The sequence below is a fragment of the Nocardia sp. GCM10030253 genome, assembly GCF_042675075.1.
Lineage (GTDB): Bacteria > Actinomycetota > Actinomycetes > Mycobacteriales > Mycobacteriaceae > Nocardia.
The window spans coordinates 413,211-432,971 of the sequence record NZ_JBHTDL010000008.1 but is presented as its reverse complement, the minus strand read 5'-3'; the positions used below and the strand labels follow the sequence as shown (position 1 = coordinate 432,971).

Here is a 19,761-nt window from a genome sequence, read left to right as displayed (position 1 = left end):
TATTCCGTACACGTGTCCAGACAGTAACGGAGCCCTACATGAGCAGCCTCCTGCCCAGCGCCGAGTCCCGCCTGCTCATCGGCGGCAAGCTGGTGGCGGGCGCCGACGGCGTCTTCGACACCGTGAACCCTGCGACCGAGGAGGTCCTCGGTCAGGCCGCGAACGCGGGTGGTGCCGATATGGACGCGGCCATCGCCGCCGCGCGCACCGCGTTCGACGACACCGACTGGTCGCGCAATCACGCTTTTCGTGCGCGCTGCCTCGAACAGTTGCGCTCCGCGCTGCAGGCGCATGTCGACGAACTGCGGGACATCACCGTCGCCGAGGCCGGTGCGCCGACGATGCTGACGCGCGGCCCGCAACTGGAGGGTCCGGTCGCCGACCTGGGTTACTCCGCATCTCTCGCCGAAACATACGGCTGGGAAACGGATCTCGGCGTCGCGGAGCCGATGGGTATCAAGACCCGTCGGGTGTTGCGCCGGGAGGCGATCGGCGTGGTCGGCGCGATCACCCCGTGGAACTTCCCGCACCAGATCAATTTCGCGAAGCTCGGACCGGCGCTCGCGGCCGGAAACACGCTGGTACTCAAGCCTGCCCCCGATACGCCGTGGTGTGCGGCAGCCGTCGGTGCGGTGATCGCCGAGCACACCGACATCCCGCCGGGCGTCGTCAATATCGTCACCTCCGCCGATCACGCGATCGGTGCGCGGCTCACCACCGATCCACGGGTCGACATGGTCAGCTTCACCGGCTCGACACAGACCGGGAAAGCGGTGATGGCCGGTGCGGCGACAACGCTGAAGAAGGCCTTCCTCGAGCTGGGCGGCAAGTCGGCGTTCATCGTGCTCGATGACGCGAATATCGCGGCAGCAGTAGGCGTTGCGGCGTTTTCGGTGTGCGTGCACGCCGGACAGGGTTGTGCCATCACCACCCGTCTGCTCGTCCCGCGCGCGGCCTATGACGACGCGGTGCAGGCCGCCGCGGCCACGCTGGGTGGGATCGTGCCTGGTGATCCGACGAACCCGCGGACGATCTGCGGCCCGCTGATCTCGCAGCGGCAGCGGGCCCGCGTCGAGCGCTACCTGGAGATCGCCGTGGCCGAAGGCGGACACATCGTCACCGGCGGCGGACGGCCGGCCGATCGTGAGCGCGGCTATTACATCGAACCGACCTTGATCGCCGATGTCGCGAACACCTCGACCGTCGCCCGCGAGGAGATCTTCGGCCCGGTTCTGGTGGTGATTGCCTACGACGGCGACGACGACGCGATCCGCATCGCCAACGATTCCCCGTACGGGCTGTCCGGTTCGGTGTGGGGGACCGACCAGGACCGGATCCGGCATGTCACCGAGGGGGTTCGGACCGGGACGCTGAGCGTGAACGGTGGCATCTGGTATTCCGCCGACGCCCCGTTCGGCGGCTACAAGCAGTCCGGCATCGGCCGCGAGATGGGCATCGCCGGATTCGAGGAATACCTGGAAACCAAGCTGATCGCCTACCAAGCCTGAATTAGAGGAGCTGACTACATGGCCCGTTTCGCGGGAAAATCCGTCATCGTCACCGGTGCCGCGCAGGGCATCGGCGCGGTGTACGCGCAAGCACTGGCCGCCGAGGGCGCCAAAGTGGTGGTCGCCGACCGCAATGTGGCAGGCGGCAGAGCGGTCGCGGAGAAAATCGTCGCCGACGGCGGCACCGCGGTGTTCGGTGAGGTCGACGTGTCCGAACCCGAATCCGCCACGGCGCTGGCCGCATTCACCGTCGGCGAGTTCGGCGGCATCAACCACCTGGTCAACAACGCGGCCATCTACGGCGAGATGAAGCTCAACCTGCTACTGACCGTGCCCTGGGACTACTACAAGAAGTTCATGGGCGTGAACATGGACGGCGCACTGAACATGACCCGCGCCGTATGGAAGCCCATGATGGCCTCCGGCGGCGGATCAATTGTCAACCAATCCTCCACGGCCGCATGGACATATTCCAGCTTCTACGGCCTCGCGAAGGTCGGCATCAACGGTCTGACCCAGCAGCTGGCGTTCGAGCTCGGCGGTTCCAAGATTCGCATCAACGCCATCGCGCCGGGACCGATCGACACCGAGGCCACCAAGACGGTGACACCGGAGGCGATCGTGACCGACATGGTGAACCGGTTGCCGCTCAAGCGGATGGGAACACCGGAGGATCTGGTCGGCGCCTGCCTCTACCTGCTTTCGGACGAGGCGAGCTGGGTGACCGGGCAGATCTTCAATGTCGATGGCGGACAAGTGTTCCGGTCATGAGCACAGGCGAACGCGAGGCGCGATCCGATCCGGGGACGAACGGGTCTGCCGGTGGATTCCGCGTCGGCTTCATCGGTCTCGGCAATATGGGTGCGCCGATGGCGAAGCGGCTAGTGGATTGGCCCGGCGGACTCACGGTGTGTGACATGCGGGCCGATGCGGCACAGCCGTTCATAGAGTCTGGAGCCGCGGCGGCGGTCAGCGCTGAGCAGGTCGCGCGGGAAGCCTCCGTCATCTCGGTGACGGTGTTGAACGACGAGCAGGTCCGTACGGTGGTCACGGGGCCCGAGGGCATCCTGCGCACCGCCGCGCCGGGAACAGTCATCGCCGTGCACTCCACGATCAGCGATCGGACCGCCGAAGAGCTGGCGATCGAGTGCGCCGAACACGGTGTCGAGCTGGTGGACGCCCCGGTCAGTGGTGGTGCGCCGGGTGCACAGCGCGGCCAACTCGCCGTGCTGGTCGGCGGCAGCGATGCGGCGTTCGAGCGGGTGCGCGGCCCGTTCGGATGCTTCGCCGATCTCGTCGTGCACGCGGGGTCGGTGGGTGCCGGCACCCGAATGAAGCTGGCCCGCAACCTACTGCACTTCATCGCCTTCACCGCCGCCACCGAGGCACAACGTCTCGCCGAGGCGGCGGGCCTTGACATCACGACGCTCGGCAAGGTCGTGCGCCACTCCGACGCTGTCACCGGCGGTCCCGGCGCCATCATGCTGCGCGATCGCACCGCCCCGATCGAGGTCGGCGATTTCTGGCTGCCGATCCTCAGCCATGTGCGCGATCTGGGCGAGAAAGACCTCACGCTCGCCTTGGAACTCGGCGCACGACTCGGCGTCGACCTCCCACTTGCCGAGCTTGCCCTGGATCGTCTCGGTCCCGGTCTCGGCGTCGGCACCTCCGAAAGTGCGACATCCGAAAAGGAATCCCGATGAGCGACAACGCTTCCAACGGCGCTGCGACCGAATCAGTCCGGCAGCGTGGCCTCGCCAAGATGGCCGAGGTCTATGGCACCGAGTTCAAGGACTACCCCGGCGCGCACTTCGCGGTGACCGCCGATCATCTCTTCGCCGACATCTGGTCGCGTCCTGCGCTCACCGTTCGTGACCGGCGACTGATCCTGCTCGGCGCGCTCACCGCGCAGGGCGCCATCGACACGGCTGGCATCCAGATCGGCGCCGCGCTGCGTAACGAAGAGCTCACCGAGGAGCAGTTGCACGAGATCGCCCTGTTTCTCTGCCACTACGTCGGCTGGCCGAACGGCACCAAGCTGGACCTGCTGGTGGGGACCATCGTCGGCCAACAGAAGAAGGCCGCGCGCAAACAGCAGGCGGATGTGGCCGAGCAGTCCGAATCGACGGCGGAGTAGGGCGATCGAGTTGCGAAGTTCGACCCGCCGCGCCGTCCGAAGCGGCACAGTAGTCGACAGCACAGGACAACTATGGCGAGTGCTGCTCGAGCGAGCAGTGCAACGTGCAGCGGTCCGACCGAGCAGAACAGTAAGGAACACGAAACATGTCTGATGCCGCGACAATTCGGCCGTTGCGTGCCAGTGAGGTCTCCGAGTGGGACAAGGAGGCCGACGTCGTCGTCGCCGGGTACGGCATCGCCGGGGTGTGCGCGGCCATCGAATCCGCGCGGGCGGGCGCCGATGTGCTGATCCTGGAGCGCACCGGCGGCTGGGGTGGCGCGGCCGCGATGGCAGGCGGGTTCATCTACCTCGGTGGTGGCACCCCGCTGCAACAGGCGCTCGGTTTCGAGGACACTCCCGAGAACATGGAGACGTTCCTGCTCGCGGCCCTTGGCCCCGGCGTCGACAAGGCCAAGATCGCCGACTACTGCCAGGGCAGCGTCGAACACTACAACTGGCTCGTCTCGTGTGGTGTCCCGTTCCGCGAGGCGTTCTGGGGTCAGCCGGGCTGGGAGCCACCGCACGACGAGGGGCTGATGTATTCCGGCGGTGAGAATGCCGCGCCGTTCAACGCTATCGCGAAACCCGCGCCGCGCGGACATGTCCCGCAGATGGCGGATAAGCGCATCGGGCAGAAGAGCGGCGGCTACATGCTGATGAAGCCGCTCGCCGAGACAGCGGACGGCCTCGGTGTCCGCGTCGAATACGACACCAGGATCCGGCGGCTCGTCGTCGACGACACCGACCGTGTCGTCGGCGTGCTCGCTACCCAGTTCGGCAAGCAGGTCGCCATCCGAGCCGAGCGCGGCGTTGTCCTGGCCACCGGCAGTTTCGCCTACCACCAGAAGATGATCGAGGGCTATGCGCCGCGGCTGATCGGCAGGCCCGCCGCCGCGATCGAGGAGCACGATGGCATCGGCATTCTGGTCGCCCAGGCGCTCGGTGCCGAACTGGCGCATATGGACGCCACCGAGGTCGCCTTCTTCGGCGACCCGCAGATGATGGCGCGCGGCATCCTGGTCAACGGTCGCGGCCAGCGGTACATCCCCGAGGACACCTACCCGGGACGGATCGGGCAGGCCACCCTTATCCAGCAGGACAACCAGGCGTATCTGATCATCGACGAGAAGTCGCTCGAGGCCGCGCTGGCCACCGAGACCTCGACCCCCTTCTTCCGGCAGCCGCCGACCTGGGCCGCCGAGACCGTCGCCGAACTCGAGGCGGACATGGGCCTGCCGACGCTGGCACTGCAAGGGACGGTCGACGCCTACAACCTGCATGCCGCCGACGGCAAGGATCCGCTGCTCGGCAAAAAGCCCGAGTGGGTCGAGCCGATCGGCACTCCGCTCGCGGCGTTCGACATGCGCGGCTTCACCGCGGGCTTCACGCTCGGCGGCCTGCGCACCGACCTCGACTCCCGGGTGCTGCACGTTTCCGGTGAGCCGATCGCCGGACTGTTCGCCGCGGGCCGCTGTACCTCGGGCCTGTGCGCGGGCGGTTACGTCAGCGGCGCCTCACTCGGCGACGGCAGCTTCTATGGCCGCCGAGCCGGCCTCGCGGCCGCCAAGTAGGATCTAGACACATGTCCGAAGGCGAGTCCATCATCCTCGAGGCGACCCGGCGCCGCCTCACCGAGAAGCAGGCCGACACCGTCGACAAGCTCACCAGAGCGGCGGTGGAAGTCCTTGCCCGCGAGGGCTTTGCGGGGATGACGATCCGCATGGTCGCCGCTGCGGCCGGTGTCGGCACGGCCACGGCATACACCTACTTTTCCTCCAAAGAACATCTTGTCGCCGAAATCTTCTGGCGTCGTTTGGTTTCCGGCTCATCTCCGGTCAGCGAGGACCCGGACCCCACGGTCCGGGTCGTCGCCGAATTGCGCAATATCGCCCTGCTCGTCGCCGACGAGCAGGAATTGTCCGGTGCGGTAACCAGCGCCCTGTTGGGCCGCGATCCCGATGTCGCACACCTGCGCGCCCGTATCGGCGCCGAAATCCGCAAACGCCTGATGCGCGCCCTCGGCCCCGACGCCGACCCTGATGTCGTCGAGTCCCTGGAACTGCTCTACGCGGGCGCGCTGGTTCGCGCCGGAATGGGATACGCCTCCTACTCCGAAATCGCCGACCGGCTGGAGAAATCCGCGCTCCTCATCCTCGAATAGCGCCGAACCGAAACAACGGGGCTGCACCGCAATAGCGGCCGCGGAGGCTCGACCTCCCGAGGTCATCGTGGTCGAGCACTCGACGGTGGGCAGGTAACCGGTCCGGTATCTGCCGGGGCACGGCGTGCGCGGCTCAGGGCAAGGAGTTGAGGAAGGTGCGCATGTCTTCGGCTTCGGGGACACCGAGGTCGGTGTAGAGCTCCAGCGCCGATTCGGCGTGGGCGCGGGCTTCGTCGAGGTGGCCGAGGGTGTGGTGCGCTCGGCTCAAACCTTCTTGGGCGCGCGCTTGTTCGGGGAGGTTGCTCGCTTCGTCGGCGAGGTCGAGTGCGGCGGTGTGGTCGGTGATGGCTTGGGTGGGGTTGTTGCCGCATCGGGCGGTTTCGCCGAGGGCGTTGACGGCCGAGGCCTCGTCGCTGTGGTTGCCCAACATGCGGTAGAGGTCTCGGGCTCGGCCGTGGTGGGCGAGGGAAAGGCCGAATTGACCGCTGCCGCGAGCGATCACGCCGAGGTTGTTGAGGACGAGTGCCTCACCGCGTTGGTTGCCGAGTTCCCTGTGAAGCGCGAGGGCTCGGTCGAGATGGTCCTCGGCGTCGGTGTAGGAGGCGGTCGCCGCGAAGACCATGGCGAGATTGCCCCGCACGTGTGCTTCGCCGACCTGGTTGCCCGCATCGACCGCGAGTTGTAGTGCGGGCTCGAGGTTTCGGCGTGCCTCGTCGTAGTCGCGGCGGCGCCAGGCGACATTGCCGAGGGTGTTCAGTGCCCGAGCTTCCTGGAGGTGGTCGCCGATCTCGCGCGATACCAGCAGCGCCTGGGTCGAGCGGCTGAAAGCCTGTTCGAAGTCGCCCTGCCGCCAGTGGGCCCAGCCGAGGTCGGTCAGTGCGCGCGCTTCGCCACTCCGATCCGCCAGTTGTCTGCTCGCGCTGAGTCCGACCGTGTGCAAGCGCGCGGCGTCGGTGTGGCGGGAGTGCCCGTCGAGATAGGGGCGAAGGGCTTCTGCCGCGTCACGGGCGAAAGTTGGCAGGCCGTGCTCGGCGGCGTAACCGGCTGTGGCGAGGAGGTTTTCGTGTTCCGCGTCCAGCCAGCGGCCAGCTGCAATGTCGTCGATGAACGGTAGGACCGGTCGACTCGGCTCCGGCAGCGGTCGCCGGTGTTGTGCGCTGTAGTGAAACAGCAGATCGACGGCCGTGCGCGCCGTGTGCAGGTAGTGGTCGAACAGGCGGGTACGGGCGGTATTTCGACTGTCGTCGGTTTCCGCTTCGGCGCCGGTGGCGCGGGCGTGCTCGCGCAGCAGCTCGTGGAAGGTGTAGCGGCCGAGCTCGTGCTGAGCGATGACGTGCGCGTCCAAGAGATCTTCCAAGAGCATTTCGGCGTCGTCGACCGAGCTGTTCGCCAGTGCCGCTGCCGCACCGGGGTCGAAATCGCGGCCGGGGTGCAGCCCGAGCAATCGGAACATCCGTTGATGCTCGGGCTCCAGCTGTCGATACGACAGTGCGAATGCGGCGGCCACACCCCTTTCGGCCGTGGACAGTTCGGCGAGCCTGCGGCGTTCGTCGCGCAACCGGCCGGCCAGATACTCGACGGTCCAGCGCGGGCGGTGCTGCAGTCGCGCCGCCGCGATCCGCACGGCAAGCGGCAGGAATCCGCACAGTTGCAGCACGTCGAGTACCGCGAGCGGTTCGGCGATCGCGCGGGCGCCGACAATCTGCTCGAACAGTCCGACGGCATCGTCGGCGGGCAGCAGATCGACCGAAAGTGCCCGCGCGCCATCGAGATCGACGAGTCGTCGGCGGCTGGTGATGAGCAAGAGGCTGGCACTGGCATTCGGCAGCAATGGACGGACATGGTCGGTATCCGCGGCATTGTCGAGCACGACGACCACCCGGCGTCCGGCCAGTTCCGAGCGCCACAGCGCACCGCGGTCCACCGTCGAGGTCGGGATGCTCTGTTCGGGAATTCCCAACTGGCGCAGCAGAATCTCCAGTGCCGCGTCGGCCGCGATAGGCTCCAGATTCGCTGAATGCGCCTGCAGATCGATGAACAGCTGCCCGTCCGGGAATCGTTCGGCCACCCGATGCGCCACATGCACCGCCAGTGCGGTCTTGCCGATACCCGCCATGCCGTCGATCGCGGAGATCGTCACCGTTGTGTCATCCAGCGGACCAATGAGGCGGTCGAGTTCGGCGTCGCGGCCCGCGAAATCCGGTATGTCGTAGGGCAGAAAGTTCGCCTTGCTCGACAGTGCCACGGGAAGTGTGGGTTCGACCATCGCCGGTTCCGGCGTCGCAGGTGCGTAGGACGATGGACCGGATTGCGTTGCACCGGACAGCGGGGGCCCGGACTGGGTGGGCTCGGACAACGTGGGCACGTAGTTGGTGGACCGAGACGTTGCGGGACCGGATGTTGCGAACGCGGTCAGTGCGTGCGCTCGGTTCGGCGAGAGCGGGACGTCAGGCGCCAGCGTGGCCGGATCATCGCGCAGCACAGCCTGTTCCAACGCGACGAACGCGCTGCCCGGATCGAGTCCCTGTTGCTCGGCGAGCTCCGTCCGGAACGCCCGTGCGATGGCGAGCGCGTCGGCCTGCCGCCCCGCGCGGTGCATGGCGAGCATCAGTTGCGCGGACAGCTTCTCCCGCAGCGGATGCGCCGCCACCTGCGCACGCAGCTCATCGAGCAGTTGGTCATGCTTGCCGAGTGACAGCTCGATGTCGGCCAGTCGCTCGAAGGCCGCGATCCGCTTCTCGTCGAGCAGCAGGCGAGCCGAGGCAACATAGTCGGCGTTGAGCCCGGCCAACGCTTCGCCCCGCCACAGCGACAGCGCGGCCCGCAGTTCGGCTACCGCGGCGGGCGGATCCTGTGTGGTCAACGTCTGAGCCACCGCGACCCGCCGCGTGAACTCATCGAGATCGAGCATCCCCGGTTCGGGTGCCACGACATAGCCGGCGGCCTTGGTCTCCAGTACGTGGGCGACGCCCGCTTCCCGCAGGACTCGGCGGATCGCCGTCACCGCGGCATGGATCTGTGAGCGCGCCGTGCCGGGTGGCTCCATGCCCCAGATGGCGTCGATGAGCCGCTCGTTGCTGTACACCCGCCGGGCATTGAGCAACAACCAGGCCAAAACCGCGCGATGTCGCGGTGCCGCGGGCAACGCTCGACCGTCGACCAGGACCTCGACCGGTCCCAAGACCGTGAAACGCACGTCGATCAAGCCAGCCATAAAACACCCATCTTCGAAGCATCGCAAAAGTATCAACTCGGTCGAACAAGGTGTGTTCATGCCGCAAATCCCTCTGATCGAGCCGGAATCGACGACGGGCACGACCCAACGTCTGTTCGCCGAAGCGCAACAGCGGTTCGGGATCACACCGAATATCGCCAAGGCAATGGCAAACAGCCCCGCCGCAATGCGCGGCTATCTCGACTTTGCCGCCGCGCTCTTCGCCGGCGGCATGCCGCCGGCGACCCGCACCCGCATCGGTGTGCTGGTCTCTCAGGAAAACCGCAGCGACTACGGACTGTCCTCGCACAGCTTTGTCGGCACCCGCCTGCACGGGCTCAGCCGAGACGAGCTCGATCGCGCACGCTCGGGCACTGCCGAGGATCCGAAGGACGCCGCGGTGCTCGGCTTCGCGGCGGCTCTGGTCCGACGCCGTGGCGCGGTCACCGACGCGGAACTCGAGCAGGCCACCGCGGCGCTGTCGAACGCGGAGATCGTCGACATCGTCGGCTACGTGGCCCTGGCCATCTTCGACAACTACCTCACCCTCGCGGGCCGGGTCGCCAACGACTGGCCACTGGTCTCGCACACCGATCGAACCGAACTTCCCGGTATCGACTCCTCGAAAGGAACCCAGCCATGACCGCACGGATGAAGAACCCCGCCATGGTGCTGCCCGACGCGATGAAGGGCATCAACAACATCTACAAGGGCATTCACCAGGGCGGACTCTCCATTGAGCTGCTCGAGCTCGTTGCCCTGCGCGCCAGCCAGATCAACGGTTGCAGTGCGTGCGTCTCGTCGCACCTGGCCACCGGCCGCAAGTCGAGCGTCAGTGACGACAAACTGTTCGCGGTCGCGGCCTGGCGCGAGAGCGACGAGTTCAGCGAGGCCGAGCGCGCCGCGCTCGCACTGACCGAGGTCGCCACCCGGCTCGCCGACAAGTCCGGAGACGGCGTGCCCGACGAGATCTGGGATGCGGTCGCCGACCACTACGACGAAAACCAGCTCGCCGCACTGGTGCTCAACATTTCCATCGCCAATTTCTTCAACCGCGTCAACAACATCATCAAGGAACCCGCGGGCGCCCACTGGGGCTGATCGCGCACCACCGGCCCAGCCCGGCCGATAAACACGCTCGACCATCAGGAGTAACCATGAGCGCCACGCTCGACATGACCACCATGTATGCCATGCACCACGCGCTGCGGCGCGAGCTGGAGCAGATCGCCAAGATCACCAGCCGGATCGACGACGATCCACGCAAGATCCTGGCGACCGCCGCGGGCTGGCAGATGTTCACCAAATCCCTGCACATCCACCACACCGCCGAGGATGACGCGCTGTGGCCGGTAATGCGCGAGACGCTGGCCGAGCGGCCGTCGGAGTTGGCGTTGCTGGATGCCATGGAGGCCGAGCACGGTGCGGTCGATCCACTGATCGAGGCGATCGAGACGGCCTTCGCCGATCGGGAGAGCGGCACGCAGCGCCTCGGTGACCTGGTCGATGCGCTGGTCACCGTGCTGGTCGGACACCTGGACCACGAAGAAAAGCAGGCGCTGCCGCTGATTCAGGCGACGGTCACGCTGCCGCAGTGGCTGGCGTTCGGGCAGCTGCACGGCAGCCGGATCGGACCGGATGCGCCGCAATTGATTCCGTGGCTGCTCGATGGCGCTGACGAGCGGACCGTCCAGACGGTCCTTGCTCCACTGCCGGAACCGGTCCGTGCCGCCTATCTCCACCAGTGGCAACCCGCCTACATTGCGCTGGATCGGTGGGGTGCAGATACTTCCGAATAGTAGATTTTCGCCGATGTGCCGCCCCCGACCGAACCGGTCGGGGGCGCGCTGCTGTCCAGGCAATTAAGGCAGATGTCCGATACCGCTGGCCTGCGCCAGTGTCTAACGTCCCCGATCAGAACCACAGATCGTGAGGAGAACTGTCGGGTGATCGATATCTGCACCCCTTCCCTCGTGGATGTCGAGGCCGCGGCCGAGCGCATTGGCGGAATCGTCCGACCGCTCACCGTGGTCGAAGCAGGCCCGGAGTACGGCCTCGGCGCCGAGGTTTACCTCGCACTCGAATTCATGCAGCACACAGGCTCGTTCAAAGCGCGCGGTGCGGCCAACCTGTTCGCCGCCATGCTCGCGGCGGGAACCATGCCCAACGCGGGCATCGTCTCCGCGACCGGCCGCAATGCGGACATCGGATTCGCTTGGGCGGCGGCGCTGTTCGGTATTCCTGCCACGATCTTCCTTGCCGAGTCGGCGACGCGGGCACGGGTCGATCGGCTGCGTGGGTTGGGGGCCGATGTGCGTATTTCCGGCCGCACACAGGATCAGGCGCACGACAACGCGGGTCGATTTATAGCGCGCACCGGCGCGATCGACGCCTACACCTTCGACGACAACCTGACATCGGCGGGCGCGGGCACGCTCCTGCTCGAATGCCTCGCCGCCGTACCGGAATTGGACACGATCGTGCTCGCGGTCGGCGCGGGCGGCATGTTCTCCGGTGTCACGGCGGTTGCCGCCGGTCGTGGTATCCGCGTGGTCGGCGCCGAGCCCGAGGGCAGTTGTGCGCTGCACGCGGCGCTGGCCGCGGACACCGTCATGGACGTGGAGATAGATTCGATCGCCGCGGATTCGCTGGGCGCACCGCGGATTTCCGCCGCCGCGCTTTCCTGGGCCAGGGCAAGGACCACCGACGTGCGGTCGATCGTTGTCGACGACGACGCGATCATTCGGGCCCGCAGATCCCTCTGGGAGGGCTACCGTCTCGTGGTGGAACACGGCTCGGCCACGGCCCTGGCGGCACTGACGACCGGCGCGTATCGGCCGAGCAAGGGCGAGCGGGTCGGCGTCATCCTGTGCGGCGCCAACACCGACCCTGCCGATCTGCGCACCTAGATCGGCGCCACCGAAACCGGCCGTCTCACCCGCGCGCTCGATCAGCTGCACGCCACCGAAGCGGCGGTTTGCAGGGGTCTCATCCGCAGGATCGTGCGGATCGATACTCAGGTTATCGGGGATATCCCCGATGGCGCAGTGAAGCGATCGCAGACAGACTGGATTGCATGACTTCGCACGCTGTGGGTACCGCCCTCGCCGAATCGGCAGCTCCGACCGATGCCGCGGCCCGTGCCATCGAACTGACGAAGGTCTACGGGTCGGGAGACACTCAGGTCAGGGCGCTGGACGGGGTATCGGTCGAGTTTGCGAAGGGGGAGTTCACCGCGATCATGGGGCCGTCGGGCTCCGGCAAGTCGACGTTGATGCACTGCCTGGCGGGCCTGGATGGCGCCAGTTCAGGGACGGTGCGGATCGGCGATACCGATCTGTCGGGGCTGTCGGACAAGCAGATGACGCGGCTGCGGCGCGACCGGATCGGCTTCGTGTTCCAGGCGTTCAACCTGGTGCCGACGCTGACTGCGCTGGAGAACATCACGCTGCCGCTGGACATCGCCGGACGCGATCCGGACCAGGACTGGCTGGACACGGTGCTCGAGCGGCTCGGGCTGACCGATCGGCTCACCCACCGGCCCAGCGAGCTGTCCGGTGGACAGCAGCAGCGGGTGGCGTGTGCGCGGGCGCTCGCGGGTAAGCCGGAGATCATCTTCGGTGACGAGCCGACCGGCAACCTCGACTCCCGTGCCTCCGAGGAGGTGCTGAACATCCTGCGGGCCGCGGTGGACGAATTCGGGCAGACGGTGGTGATCGTCACCCATGAACCCCACGCTGCGGGCTACGCCGACCGGGTGATCTTCCTCGCCGACGGACGGATCGTCGACGAACTGCGCGATCCGACTGCGGAATCGGTGCTCGACCGGATGAAGGCACTGGAGCAGGCGTGAGTGAGAGACAGTCGCGCTGCGCTGAGCGGAGCCTGTGGGTGCGGGTGCCCCGCAAGACACCGCAGTCGGTGCGCCGAGAGACGATCGCGCAGCGCTCAGCGGAAGCCTGGTCGATATCCCGCAAGATGCAGGAGCAGCAGTGATGGCCGGTAGTCCGATGCGCAAGGTGGCCTTGCGCAATCTCGCCGCGCACAAAGTGCGACTCGCGCTCACGGTGCTATCGGTGGTGCTCGGCACCGCGTTCATCGCGGGCTCGTTCGTGTTCACCGATACGTTGCAGCGTACGTTCGACGGGATCTTTGCCAATGAGGCCAAGGGCGTCGATGTCCGGGTGAGTCCCAAGGAGCGACAGGGCCTAGGCGTTCCGCAGAGCGTCGTGGACCAGATCGCCAAGACACCAGGGGTTCGTGCCGTCGCGCCGAGCGTGAACGGTCCCGTGGTGCTGCTGTATCCGGACGGGAAAAAGGCCGTCCAGACCGGTGGCGCGCCCACCTTCGCGCAGTCGTATCTGCCGCCGGACAAGGCGATCGCCGAACCGGACAAGTTCGTCGAGGGAGCCCCGCCGGCGCGCGAAGGCGAGATCGCGATCAACACCGGCGGCGCGGAACGCGCCGGGCTGAAGGTGGGGGACAAGACCAAGATCCTCATCCCGTCGCACGGTCCACCCATCGACGTCACGGTGACCGGCATCTATCAGGTGTCTTCCGATACCGGCGGTTTCATCGGACTGCTGTTCGATGACGCGCAGGCGCGCAAGCTGTTCACCGACGGGACGCATGTCGCTCATGTCGACATCGCCGCCGCGGGCATTCCTGGCGACCAACTGCGAGACCAGCTATCACCCGTCTTGAAGGACTACAAGGTGCAGAACGGCGATCAGGTGCGCGCCGATCTGAAGAAGGAAGTATCCAACGCGCTGAACTTCATCAACTACTTCCTGCTCGCCTTCGGCGCGATCGCCCTGATCGTCGGCACGTTCATCATCTACAACACCTTCTCGATGATCGTGGCCCAGCGGCTGCGTGAGCTGGCACTGCTGCGAGCCGTTGGGGCCAGCAGACAGCAGGTGGGTCGTTCGGTGGTTGCGGAGGCCTTCGTCATCGGATTGATCGGTAGCGCAATCGGATTGGCGGGCGGCATCGGTCTGGCGTTCGGACTTTCCGCGCTGCTCAATGCTTTCGATCTGGGGTTGCCCACCGGCTCGATGGCGGTGCTGCCACGCACGATCGTGGTCGGCATGCTGGTCGGGCTGCTTGTCACCATGGTCAGCGCCTACGCCCCCGCGCGGCGGGCCGCGAAGATCCCGCCCGTCGAGGCGATGCGGGAGGAGTTCGCTTCAGCCGGTGACTCGTTGCGGCTGCGCACGCTGATCGGTGCATTGCTCGCGGTGGCAGGCGCGGTCCTCGTGGTGATCGGCGCGCAATCCACCGGCGGCAACGCGGCTTTGACGGTGGGCATCGGTGCGCTGGCCCTGATCTTGGCCGTGCTGCTCGCCGCGCCCGCGGTGTCGCGGCCGGTGGTTGCGGTGCTCGGGGTGCTGATTCGCCCGTTCGGGCCGATCGGTCGGATGGCGCGCAACAATGCCGCCCGCAATCCGCGGCGCACGGCCGCAACGGCTTTCGCGCTCACCCTCGGTCTGATGCTGGTGACCGCGATCGGCATGCTCGGCGCATCGGCCAAGGCGAGTGTGAGCGTGCTCGTCGACAAGGGCGTGAAGGCGGACTACGTGCTGGCCGGGCCGCAGATGATCGGAGTGCCGCTCGGCGCCGGTGACGCGGTGCGCAAGTCGGTGCCGCAGGTGTCCGATGTGGTGGGGATTCGCGGTGTCGGCTTCAGGGTCGGCGACGACCAGATCCTCGGTACCTCGCCGGACGGGCCGCTCGACCGCGTGCTGAACTACGACATGGTGAGGGGCACCGACACTCTCGGTGATCACGACGTGCTCGTTTCGGAGGACGAGGCCGACGAACGCGGTTGGAAGGTCGGCGATCAGGTCACCGTGGTCAGTCTGGACGCGAAGAAGATCCAGGTCACCGTGACGGGCATCTACAAGAAGACGCCGCTGCTCGGCCCGATGGTGGTGTCGCAGAAGATGTACGACGAGACCATGCCGGTCAACTTCCGGACCAATTTTCTGATGCTGGTCAAGGCGAAGCCGGGCGCCGATCTCACCGAGATGCGCGCCGACCTCGAGAAGGCGACCGAGCAATTCGTAGTCGTTCAGGTCCAGAACCCGGAGGAATTCAAAGGCGCACAGGGCAAACAGATCAACACGCTGCTCGCGATCCTCTACGGCCTGCTAGCGCTCGCTGTGGTGATCGCGATCCTCGGCATCGTCAACACCTTGGCCCTGTCGGTGGTGGAGCGACGTCGCGAGATCGGCATGCTGCGCGCGGTCGGTATGCAGCGCGCCCAGGTACGCAGGACCATCTATCTGGAATCGATGTTGATCGCGGTGTTCGGCGCGATCGTCGGCATGCTGCTCGGCCTCGGCCTCGGCGTCGGATTCCTGCGCACCCTCCGTGACCTGGGCATCGACCAAATCGCGATCCCATTGAATCAGCTGGTACTAGTGCTGGTGTGCTCGGCCGTCGTCGGTGTCCTCGCGGCACTCTGGCCCGGCATTCGGGCCGCCCGCACACCCCCGCTCGCAGCCATCGCCGATCTCTAGCGTCCAACTTGCCCCGGCCACCCGGCCCTCCCCCACGACCGTGGGTAGCCGGTCACCCCACACCCCTTTCCTAGACCGCACACCCCGTACACGGGGTGTGCGGTTAGGACACGGGGTGTCCGGTCCCTCGATCACGCCGCGTGTGGGGTGGAGTGGCTGTGTCGGCGATGGGTGGCGGGTTGTTTGCGTCGCAACGACGATTGCGCTGTTACCTATGGATCGTGCTCGAGACGCAGATGCCCACGCTGGAATCTGACGCTGCGCATCCGAACACCTCTTACACCAGCCGTTCACCCAGTGCACGGGGTGTGCGGTTGCGACGCGGGGTGTTCGGTTCTCGGGTGGCGTCGCTGGCGACGCACCCACAGTCAGACGGCCACGTTGGAAGCTGGCGCTGCGCATCCGGACACTCCTTGCATCAGCCGTTCAGCCAGTGCACGGGGTGCGCGGTTGCTACACGGGGTGTTCGGTATCGGGCGGCATCCGCCTCGTGACGCGATCGCAGTCAGACGATCACGCGGGCGGCTGGCGCTGCGCGTCCTGACACCCCGCGTCGTCACCGCGCACCCAGTGCGCGGGGTGTGCGGTTGCGACGCGGGGTGTTCGGTTCTCGGGTGGCGTCGCTCGCGGCGCAGTCACAGTCAGACGGCCACGTTGGAAGCTGGCGCTGCGCATCCGAACACTCTTTACACCAGCCGTACACCCAGTACGCGGGGTGTGCGGCGGTAACACGGGGTGTTCGGTATCGGGCGGCATCCGCTCGTGACGCGATCACAGTCAGACGATCACGCGGGCGGCTGGCGCTGCGCGTCCTGACACCCCGCGTTGTAACCGTGCACTCAGTACACCGGGTGCTCGGTTGCGACGCGGGGTGTCCGGTCCTTCGATCACGCCGCGTGTGGGGGTGGGGGCGTTGTCGGCGATGAGCAGGCGGGTTGTGTGCGTCGGTGCGATGGGTTGCGTTGTTGTGTAGGGATCGTGCTCGAGACGTAACCACAGCCAGATGACCACGCTGGAACTCGATGTCGCGCACCTGGCTGCGGGAGGTAAGCCGGGTACGGCACCCGTCGTGCCCAGCACTGCCCCCGGTAGTTCCTGGGCAGGCGAGCCTCTCGGGGGACCTTCGTGGTGGGAGTTGTTCCCGGAACGTACCCCGCTCCGGTTGCGGTGAGGGAGAACAGGTTGCGTTGGGGTGGTTTTCTGGGCAGTGCTGGGCGCGTCGTGTGGGGTACCCGGTTTACCTTCCGCAGTCAGGTGCGCGGTGTCGGGTTCCGGCGTGAGGACTGGCTGTGGTGGCGTTGTAGAGATTTCGAGACCAAAGACAGCTGGGCGCGGTGTCGGGTTCCGTTGTGGGGACTGGGTGTGGTGGCGTTGTAGGGATTTCGAGACCGGAGACGGTTGGTGTTGCGGGTCGGCTGTTGGTGACGGCTATGCCTGTTGTGTCGCCGTGGTGTCGGGTTCTGGTGTGGGGCTGGTTGTGGTGGTGTTGTGGGGATTTCGAGATCAGAGACGGTTGGTGTTGCGGGTCGGCTGTTGGTGACGGCTATACCTGTTGTCGCCGTGGTGTCGGGTTCTGGCGTTGGGCTGGTTGTGATGGCGCTCTAGGGATTTCGAGACTGAAGACAGCTGGTGTGGCGGGTCGGCTGTTGGTGACGGCCATATCTGTTGTGCCGGTTTCCGTCGTGTCGGGTTCTGGTGTGAGGGCTGGTTGCGGTGACGTTGTAGGGATTTCGAGACCACACGAGGGGTGCCGCGGCTCGGCCTTCGAAACAGGTACCAATAGGGCGGTATTGCGGTGAATCGCTGTATTCCCTTGGCTTGCCGGTTATTACGCCGGGTAGGCCGTTCTGTGTCCGGCGCTTCTGTCTCTCCGGTCACAAAGCGATGGATCGAGTTGATGGTGATGTTACGGTAAGCGGAGGTTGATACTCCGCTTAATTGTCGGTGACGGCCTTGCTTCGATGAGGAAGGAACCGCTGGCAATGGTGGCAGTAGGTCTCGGTGGTCCTGGCGTGGGTTTTCCGCCGGCGCTCGCCGAACGGGTGGAACGGATGCGGGCCGCGGTGCACGGGCGTGGCGGTGAGGCGATCGGGCAGTTCGCGCTGATCACCGTCCTGTATCTGGCCTATCGGGTCGGCCGTATGTTCACCGCCGACGACACGATGCACGCGATCGGCAACGCGCACGGCATCCTCGCCTTCGAAGACCGGCTCGGGCTACCGGAAGAAACGACGGTGCAGGCGATCTTCGTCGACCGGAGCTTCCTCGCGGTGCCCGCCAATTTCTATTACGCCACCGCGCATTTCACCGTCGCGGTCGCGGTGCTGCTGTGGCTGTGGATCTTCCGGCCCGAGCACTACCGGTGGACCCGCAACCTGATGGTGGCGCTGACCGGCGGAGCGCTCCTGGTGCACGTGCTGATGCCACTCGCGCCGCCGCGCATGCTGCCGCAGTACGGGTTCGTCGACCTCGCCGCCAGCTACGGCCAATCGGTCTACGGCGCACCTGATTCCGGCGGCCTGTCGAATCAGTTCGCGGCGATGCCGTCGCTGCACGTCGGATGGGCGCTGCTGCTCGCCTTCGCCGTGGTCGCGGCGACCCGAACCCCATGGCGCTGGCTGGCATTGGCGCATCCGGTAATCACCACCCTGGTGGTGGTCGGCACCGGCAACCACTATTGGCTCGACGCCATCGTCGCGATTACGCTGCTCGCGGTAGCGGCGGCGGTGCACCCGCTCGTGGTACCGGGATCGGCGACCGCCTGGGGCGTGATGGGCCCGGTGGAATCAACAGTAGCCATCACCAGATGATCGCGCCGCCGGTTGTATCACCGACTGTCATACAACTGAGATCTGGTGCCCTCGCATCGATCTCGACGTGGGTCATACACTCGGCTGTCCGATTTTGTTGACTAGTCTCGAAAGGGGTTCGGCATGGATGCTCTCGATGCCATCATGGGTATGGGCTACAAGTTCATCGACGTGATCAAAGGCATGGTGAGTTTGTCGGCGGGCTACTGACCGCCCGCTCTGTGTTGGCTTGTGTCGGTGTTGGCCCAGGACCGGATATCGCATAGTCCAGGGCCAAGACCAGTTGGTCGAGATTTACCGGAGTTCGGGGCCTGCGAGCGGCCGCCGTCGTCATCCCAACGATGCGCGCCGAACGATCCATGCAGGCGGCCTGTCCGAACCGGGCAGTGTGAACTGCGAGCGAGGCCCCAGCTCAACCCAAAGAGCTGGGGCCTCGCGGTTGTCAGCGGAAGGTCAAAGGCGGTCGAAATCGCCGCCGTTCACCCTGGCGGTGAAGGCGTCCCACTCGCTTGGGGTGAACGCCAGCGCTGGGCCAACCGGGTTCTTCGAGTCGCGCACCCCGACCATGTCTCCGTCCAGATGCGCGATTTCTACACACTCCTGCGACGCACTGCTTCGGCTGCTTTTGAACGACTTCGCCTCGGACGGATCAACGTTCATGTCGGCACTCCTGGACAGTCTCTCGCAGCATGTTCGCGCTGCCGCTTTCCGCTGCGCGCACTTCCGAAGCTATGTGCTGTCGCTCATCGAATCGTCGTTGACGTCTTCGACGAACATCCTGCACACCCGGAACGGCGCGTACTGGACCTCCACGACATCGGTCTGGTTGTTGAACTGGTTCTGCCCCCAGTACACGGCGACAACGTAGCCCAAACTCCCTTCGACGATCCTTTCCATCTTTTCCACATCGGCATCGACTCGCGTCACGAACGCCGCCACCGACTCGTTCAGCGTCTGTGCCTTCAGCTCCACCCGGAGGTTTCCCAGGCCGAAGTCGGCGCGTGTCACGTTGTCCGGGTAGAACTGTTCGCGCACCAGGCCGAATCCTGGATCTTGGGCCTGCACATAAGTCCACAGCTCGACCTGTAGCCAACCCTCCCATCCGCCGCCGGACTGCCTGGCCGTCACCACGCGAGCAGTGTTGGCAGCGAAGAAATTACGGAAATGCGTCCACAGCCCGTTGAGATTGCGCGCGGGGAGCACAGCGCCGCCAGCTGGATACATGATGTCGAACTCCTTCCGGCCCAGGATCGCGACCGGAGCCATCTCGATAGTGACAGGTCGCGGCGTTCAACACGCCCACAAGCACTTTCGGGTTCAGCGTCGGTCCGCGTTGCCATTTGTTCGCGCCCACACCGAACAACC

General features: G+C 66.1%; 18 protein-coding genes. 15 read left to right on the top strand and 3 right to left on the bottom strand.

Annotated elements, in window-relative coordinates:
- The first annotated feature begins 38 nt into the window (after window positions 1-38).
- The 6 genes from ACFQZZ_RS20510 (at window position 39) to ACFQZZ_RS20485 (ending at window position 5,848) form a co-directional block, all read left to right on the top strand.
- A complete protein-coding gene (locus ACFQZZ_RS20510) occupies window positions 39-1,508 on the top strand; it encodes an aldehyde dehydrogenase (protein WP_378682946.1) in 1,470 nt (489 codons plus the stop codon).
- A gap of 18 nt (window positions 1,509-1,526) precedes the next feature.
- Entirely contained in the window at window positions 1,527-2,279 is a 753-nt protein-coding gene (locus ACFQZZ_RS20505; RefSeq protein WP_378682943.1) for an SDR family oxidoreductase, read from the top strand.
- Window positions 2,276-3,211: an NAD(P)-dependent oxidoreductase gene (locus tag ACFQZZ_RS20500; RefSeq protein ID WP_378682941.1), complete on the top strand. Its 936-nt coding sequence runs from the start codon at window positions 2,276-2,278 to the stop codon at window positions 3,209-3,211. The genes ACFQZZ_RS20505 and ACFQZZ_RS20500 overlap by 4 nt, the downstream gene beginning before the upstream one ends.
- On the top strand, window positions 3,208-3,645 hold the full coding sequence (locus ACFQZZ_RS20495; protein WP_378682938.1) for a carboxymuconolactone decarboxylase family protein: 438 nt from the start codon (window positions 3,208-3,210) through the stop codon (window positions 3,643-3,645). Before ACFQZZ_RS20500 ends, ACFQZZ_RS20495 begins: the two co-directional genes overlap by 4 nt.
- A 146-nt stretch (window positions 3,646-3,791) precedes the next feature.
- Window positions 3,792-5,258 (top strand): FAD-dependent oxidoreductase, encoded by a 1,467-nt coding sequence (locus ACFQZZ_RS20490; protein WP_378682935.1) that lies wholly within the window; start codon window positions 3,792-3,794, stop codon window positions 5,256-5,258.
- Window positions 5,259-5,269: 11 nt separating this feature from the next.
- Window positions 5,270-5,848 (top strand): TetR/AcrR family transcriptional regulator, encoded by a 579-nt coding sequence (locus tag ACFQZZ_RS20485; protein ID WP_378682932.1) that lies wholly within the window; start codon window positions 5,270-5,272, stop codon window positions 5,846-5,848.
- Between the two features lie 133 nt (window positions 5,849-5,981).
- Here ACFQZZ_RS20485 and ACFQZZ_RS20480 read toward each other — a convergent pair whose 3' ends face one another.
- Window positions 5,982-9,062, bottom strand: coding sequence for a BTAD domain-containing putative transcriptional regulator (locus ACFQZZ_RS20480; RefSeq protein WP_378682929.1), 3,081 nt, complete (start codon window positions 9,060-9,062; stop codon window positions 5,982-5,984).
- Window positions 9,063-9,120: 58 nt separating this feature from the next.
- Here ACFQZZ_RS20480 and ACFQZZ_RS20475 point away from each other — a divergent pair, with 58 nt between their 5' ends.
- The 9 genes from ACFQZZ_RS20475 (at window position 9,121) to ACFQZZ_RS20435 (ending at window position 18,396) form a co-directional block, all read left to right on the top strand.
- Window positions 9,121-9,705 (top strand): carboxymuconolactone decarboxylase family protein, encoded by a 585-nt coding sequence (locus tag ACFQZZ_RS20475; protein WP_378682926.1) that lies wholly within the window; start codon window positions 9,121-9,123, stop codon window positions 9,703-9,705.
- Window positions 9,702-10,163: a carboxymuconolactone decarboxylase family protein gene (locus ACFQZZ_RS20470; RefSeq protein WP_378682923.1), complete on the top strand. Its 462-nt coding sequence runs from the start codon at window positions 9,702-9,704 to the stop codon at window positions 10,161-10,163. Before ACFQZZ_RS20475 ends, ACFQZZ_RS20470 begins: the two co-directional genes overlap by 4 nt.
- Window positions 10,164-10,219: 56 nt before the next feature.
- The gene (locus ACFQZZ_RS20465; protein ID WP_378682920.1) at window positions 10,220-10,861 is read left to right on the top strand and encodes a hemerythrin domain-containing protein; all 642 of its coding nucleotides are present in this window, start codon (window positions 10,220-10,222) and stop codon (window positions 10,859-10,861) included.
- A gap of 147 nt (window positions 10,862-11,008) precedes the next feature.
- A complete protein-coding gene (locus ACFQZZ_RS20460) occupies window positions 11,009-11,971 on the top strand; it encodes a pyridoxal-phosphate dependent enzyme (protein WP_378682917.1) in 963 nt (320 codons plus the stop codon).
- A gap of 167 nt (window positions 11,972-12,138) precedes the next feature.
- The gene (locus tag ACFQZZ_RS20455) at window positions 12,139-12,915 is read left to right on the top strand and encodes an ABC transporter ATP-binding protein (RefSeq protein ID WP_378682914.1); all 777 of its coding nucleotides are present in this window, start codon (window positions 12,139-12,141) and stop codon (window positions 12,913-12,915) included.
- Window positions 12,912-13,058 (top strand): hypothetical protein, encoded by a 147-nt coding sequence (locus tag ACFQZZ_RS20450; protein ID WP_378682911.1) that lies wholly within the window; start codon window positions 12,912-12,914, stop codon window positions 13,056-13,058. Before ACFQZZ_RS20455 ends, ACFQZZ_RS20450 begins: the two co-directional genes overlap by 4 nt.
- Complete coding sequence (locus tag ACFQZZ_RS20445) at window positions 13,058-15,586, top strand: ABC transporter permease (protein ID WP_378682908.1); 2,529 nt, start codon at window positions 13,058-13,060, stop codon at window positions 15,584-15,586. Before ACFQZZ_RS20450 ends, ACFQZZ_RS20445 begins: the two co-directional genes overlap by 1 nt.
- A 1,003-nt stretch (window positions 15,587-16,589) precedes the next feature.
- Entirely contained in the window at window positions 16,590-16,757 is a 168-nt protein-coding gene (locus ACFQZZ_RS20440) for a hypothetical protein (RefSeq protein ID WP_378682905.1), read from the top strand.
- Between the two features lie 811 nt (window positions 16,758-17,568).
- Window positions 17,569-18,396 (top strand): phosphatase PAP2 family protein, encoded by an 828-nt coding sequence (locus ACFQZZ_RS20435; protein ID WP_378682902.1) that lies wholly within the window; start codon window positions 17,569-17,571, stop codon window positions 18,394-18,396.
- A 453-nt stretch (window positions 18,397-18,849) separates the two neighbouring features.
- On the opposite strand, the gene ACFQZZ_RS20430 is transcribed toward ACFQZZ_RS20435, so the two are convergent.
- On the bottom strand, window positions 18,850-19,056 hold the full coding sequence (locus ACFQZZ_RS20430) for a DUF397 domain-containing protein (RefSeq protein ID WP_378682899.1): 207 nt from the start codon (window positions 19,054-19,056) through the stop codon (window positions 18,850-18,852).
- Between the two features lie 69 nt (window positions 19,057-19,125).
- The gene (locus tag ACFQZZ_RS20425; protein WP_378682896.1) at window positions 19,126-19,620 is read right to left on the bottom strand and encodes a hypothetical protein; all 495 of its coding nucleotides are present in this window, start codon (window positions 19,618-19,620) and stop codon (window positions 19,126-19,128) included.
- Between the last annotated feature and the right edge of the window lie 141 nt (window positions 19,621-19,761).

Bases quoted from the DNA above. Each gene is read 5' to 3' on its own strand.
- ACFQZZ_RS20510 (WP_378682946.1), top strand. From the start codon at position 39: ATGAGCAGCCTCCTGCCCAGCGCCGAGTCCCGCCTGCTCATCGGCGGC.
- ACFQZZ_RS20505 (WP_378682943.1), top strand. From the start codon at position 1,527: ATGGCCCGTTTCGCGGGAAAATCCGTCATCGTCACCGGTGCCGCGCAG.
- ACFQZZ_RS20500 (WP_378682941.1), top strand. From the start codon at position 2,276: ATGAGCACAGGCGAACGCGAGGCGCGATCCGATCCGGGGACGAACGGG.
- ACFQZZ_RS20495 (WP_378682938.1), top strand. From the start codon at position 3,208: ATGAGCGACAACGCTTCCAACGGCGCTGCGACCGAATCAGTCCGGCAG.
- ACFQZZ_RS20490 (WP_378682935.1), top strand. From the start codon at position 3,792: ATGTCTGATGCCGCGACAATTCGGCCGTTGCGTGCCAGTGAGGTCTCC.
- ACFQZZ_RS20485 (WP_378682932.1), top strand. From the start codon at position 5,270: ATGTCCGAAGGCGAGTCCATCATCCTCGAGGCGACCCGGCGCCGCCTC.
- ACFQZZ_RS20480 (WP_378682929.1), bottom strand. From the start codon at position 9,062: ATGGCTGGCTTGATCGACGTGCGTTTCACGGTCTTGGGACCGGTCGAG.
- ACFQZZ_RS20475 (WP_378682926.1), top strand. From the start codon at position 9,121: ATGCCGCAAATCCCTCTGATCGAGCCGGAATCGACGACGGGCACGACC.
- ACFQZZ_RS20470 (WP_378682923.1), top strand. From the start codon at position 9,702: ATGACCGCACGGATGAAGAACCCCGCCATGGTGCTGCCCGACGCGATG.
- ACFQZZ_RS20465 (WP_378682920.1), top strand. From the start codon at position 10,220: ATGAGCGCCACGCTCGACATGACCACCATGTATGCCATGCACCACGCG.
- ACFQZZ_RS20455 (WP_378682914.1), top strand. From the start codon at position 12,139: ATGACTTCGCACGCTGTGGGTACCGCCCTCGCCGAATCGGCAGCTCCG.
- ACFQZZ_RS20445 (WP_378682908.1), top strand. From the start codon at position 13,058: ATGGCCGGTAGTCCGATGCGCAAGGTGGCCTTGCGCAATCTCGCCGCG.
- ACFQZZ_RS20440 (WP_378682905.1), top strand. From the start codon at position 16,590: ATGACCACGCTGGAACTCGATGTCGCGCACCTGGCTGCGGGAGGTAAG.
- ACFQZZ_RS20435 (WP_378682902.1), top strand. From the start codon at position 17,569: ATGGTGGCAGTAGGTCTCGGTGGTCCTGGCGTGGGTTTTCCGCCGGCG.
- ACFQZZ_RS20430 (WP_378682899.1), bottom strand. From the start codon at position 19,056: ATGAACGTTGATCCGTCCGAGGCGAAGTCGTTCAAAAGCAGCCGAAGC.
- ACFQZZ_RS20425 (WP_378682896.1), bottom strand. From the start codon at position 19,620: ATGTATCCAGCTGGCGGCGCTGTGCTCCCCGCGCGCAATCTCAACGGG.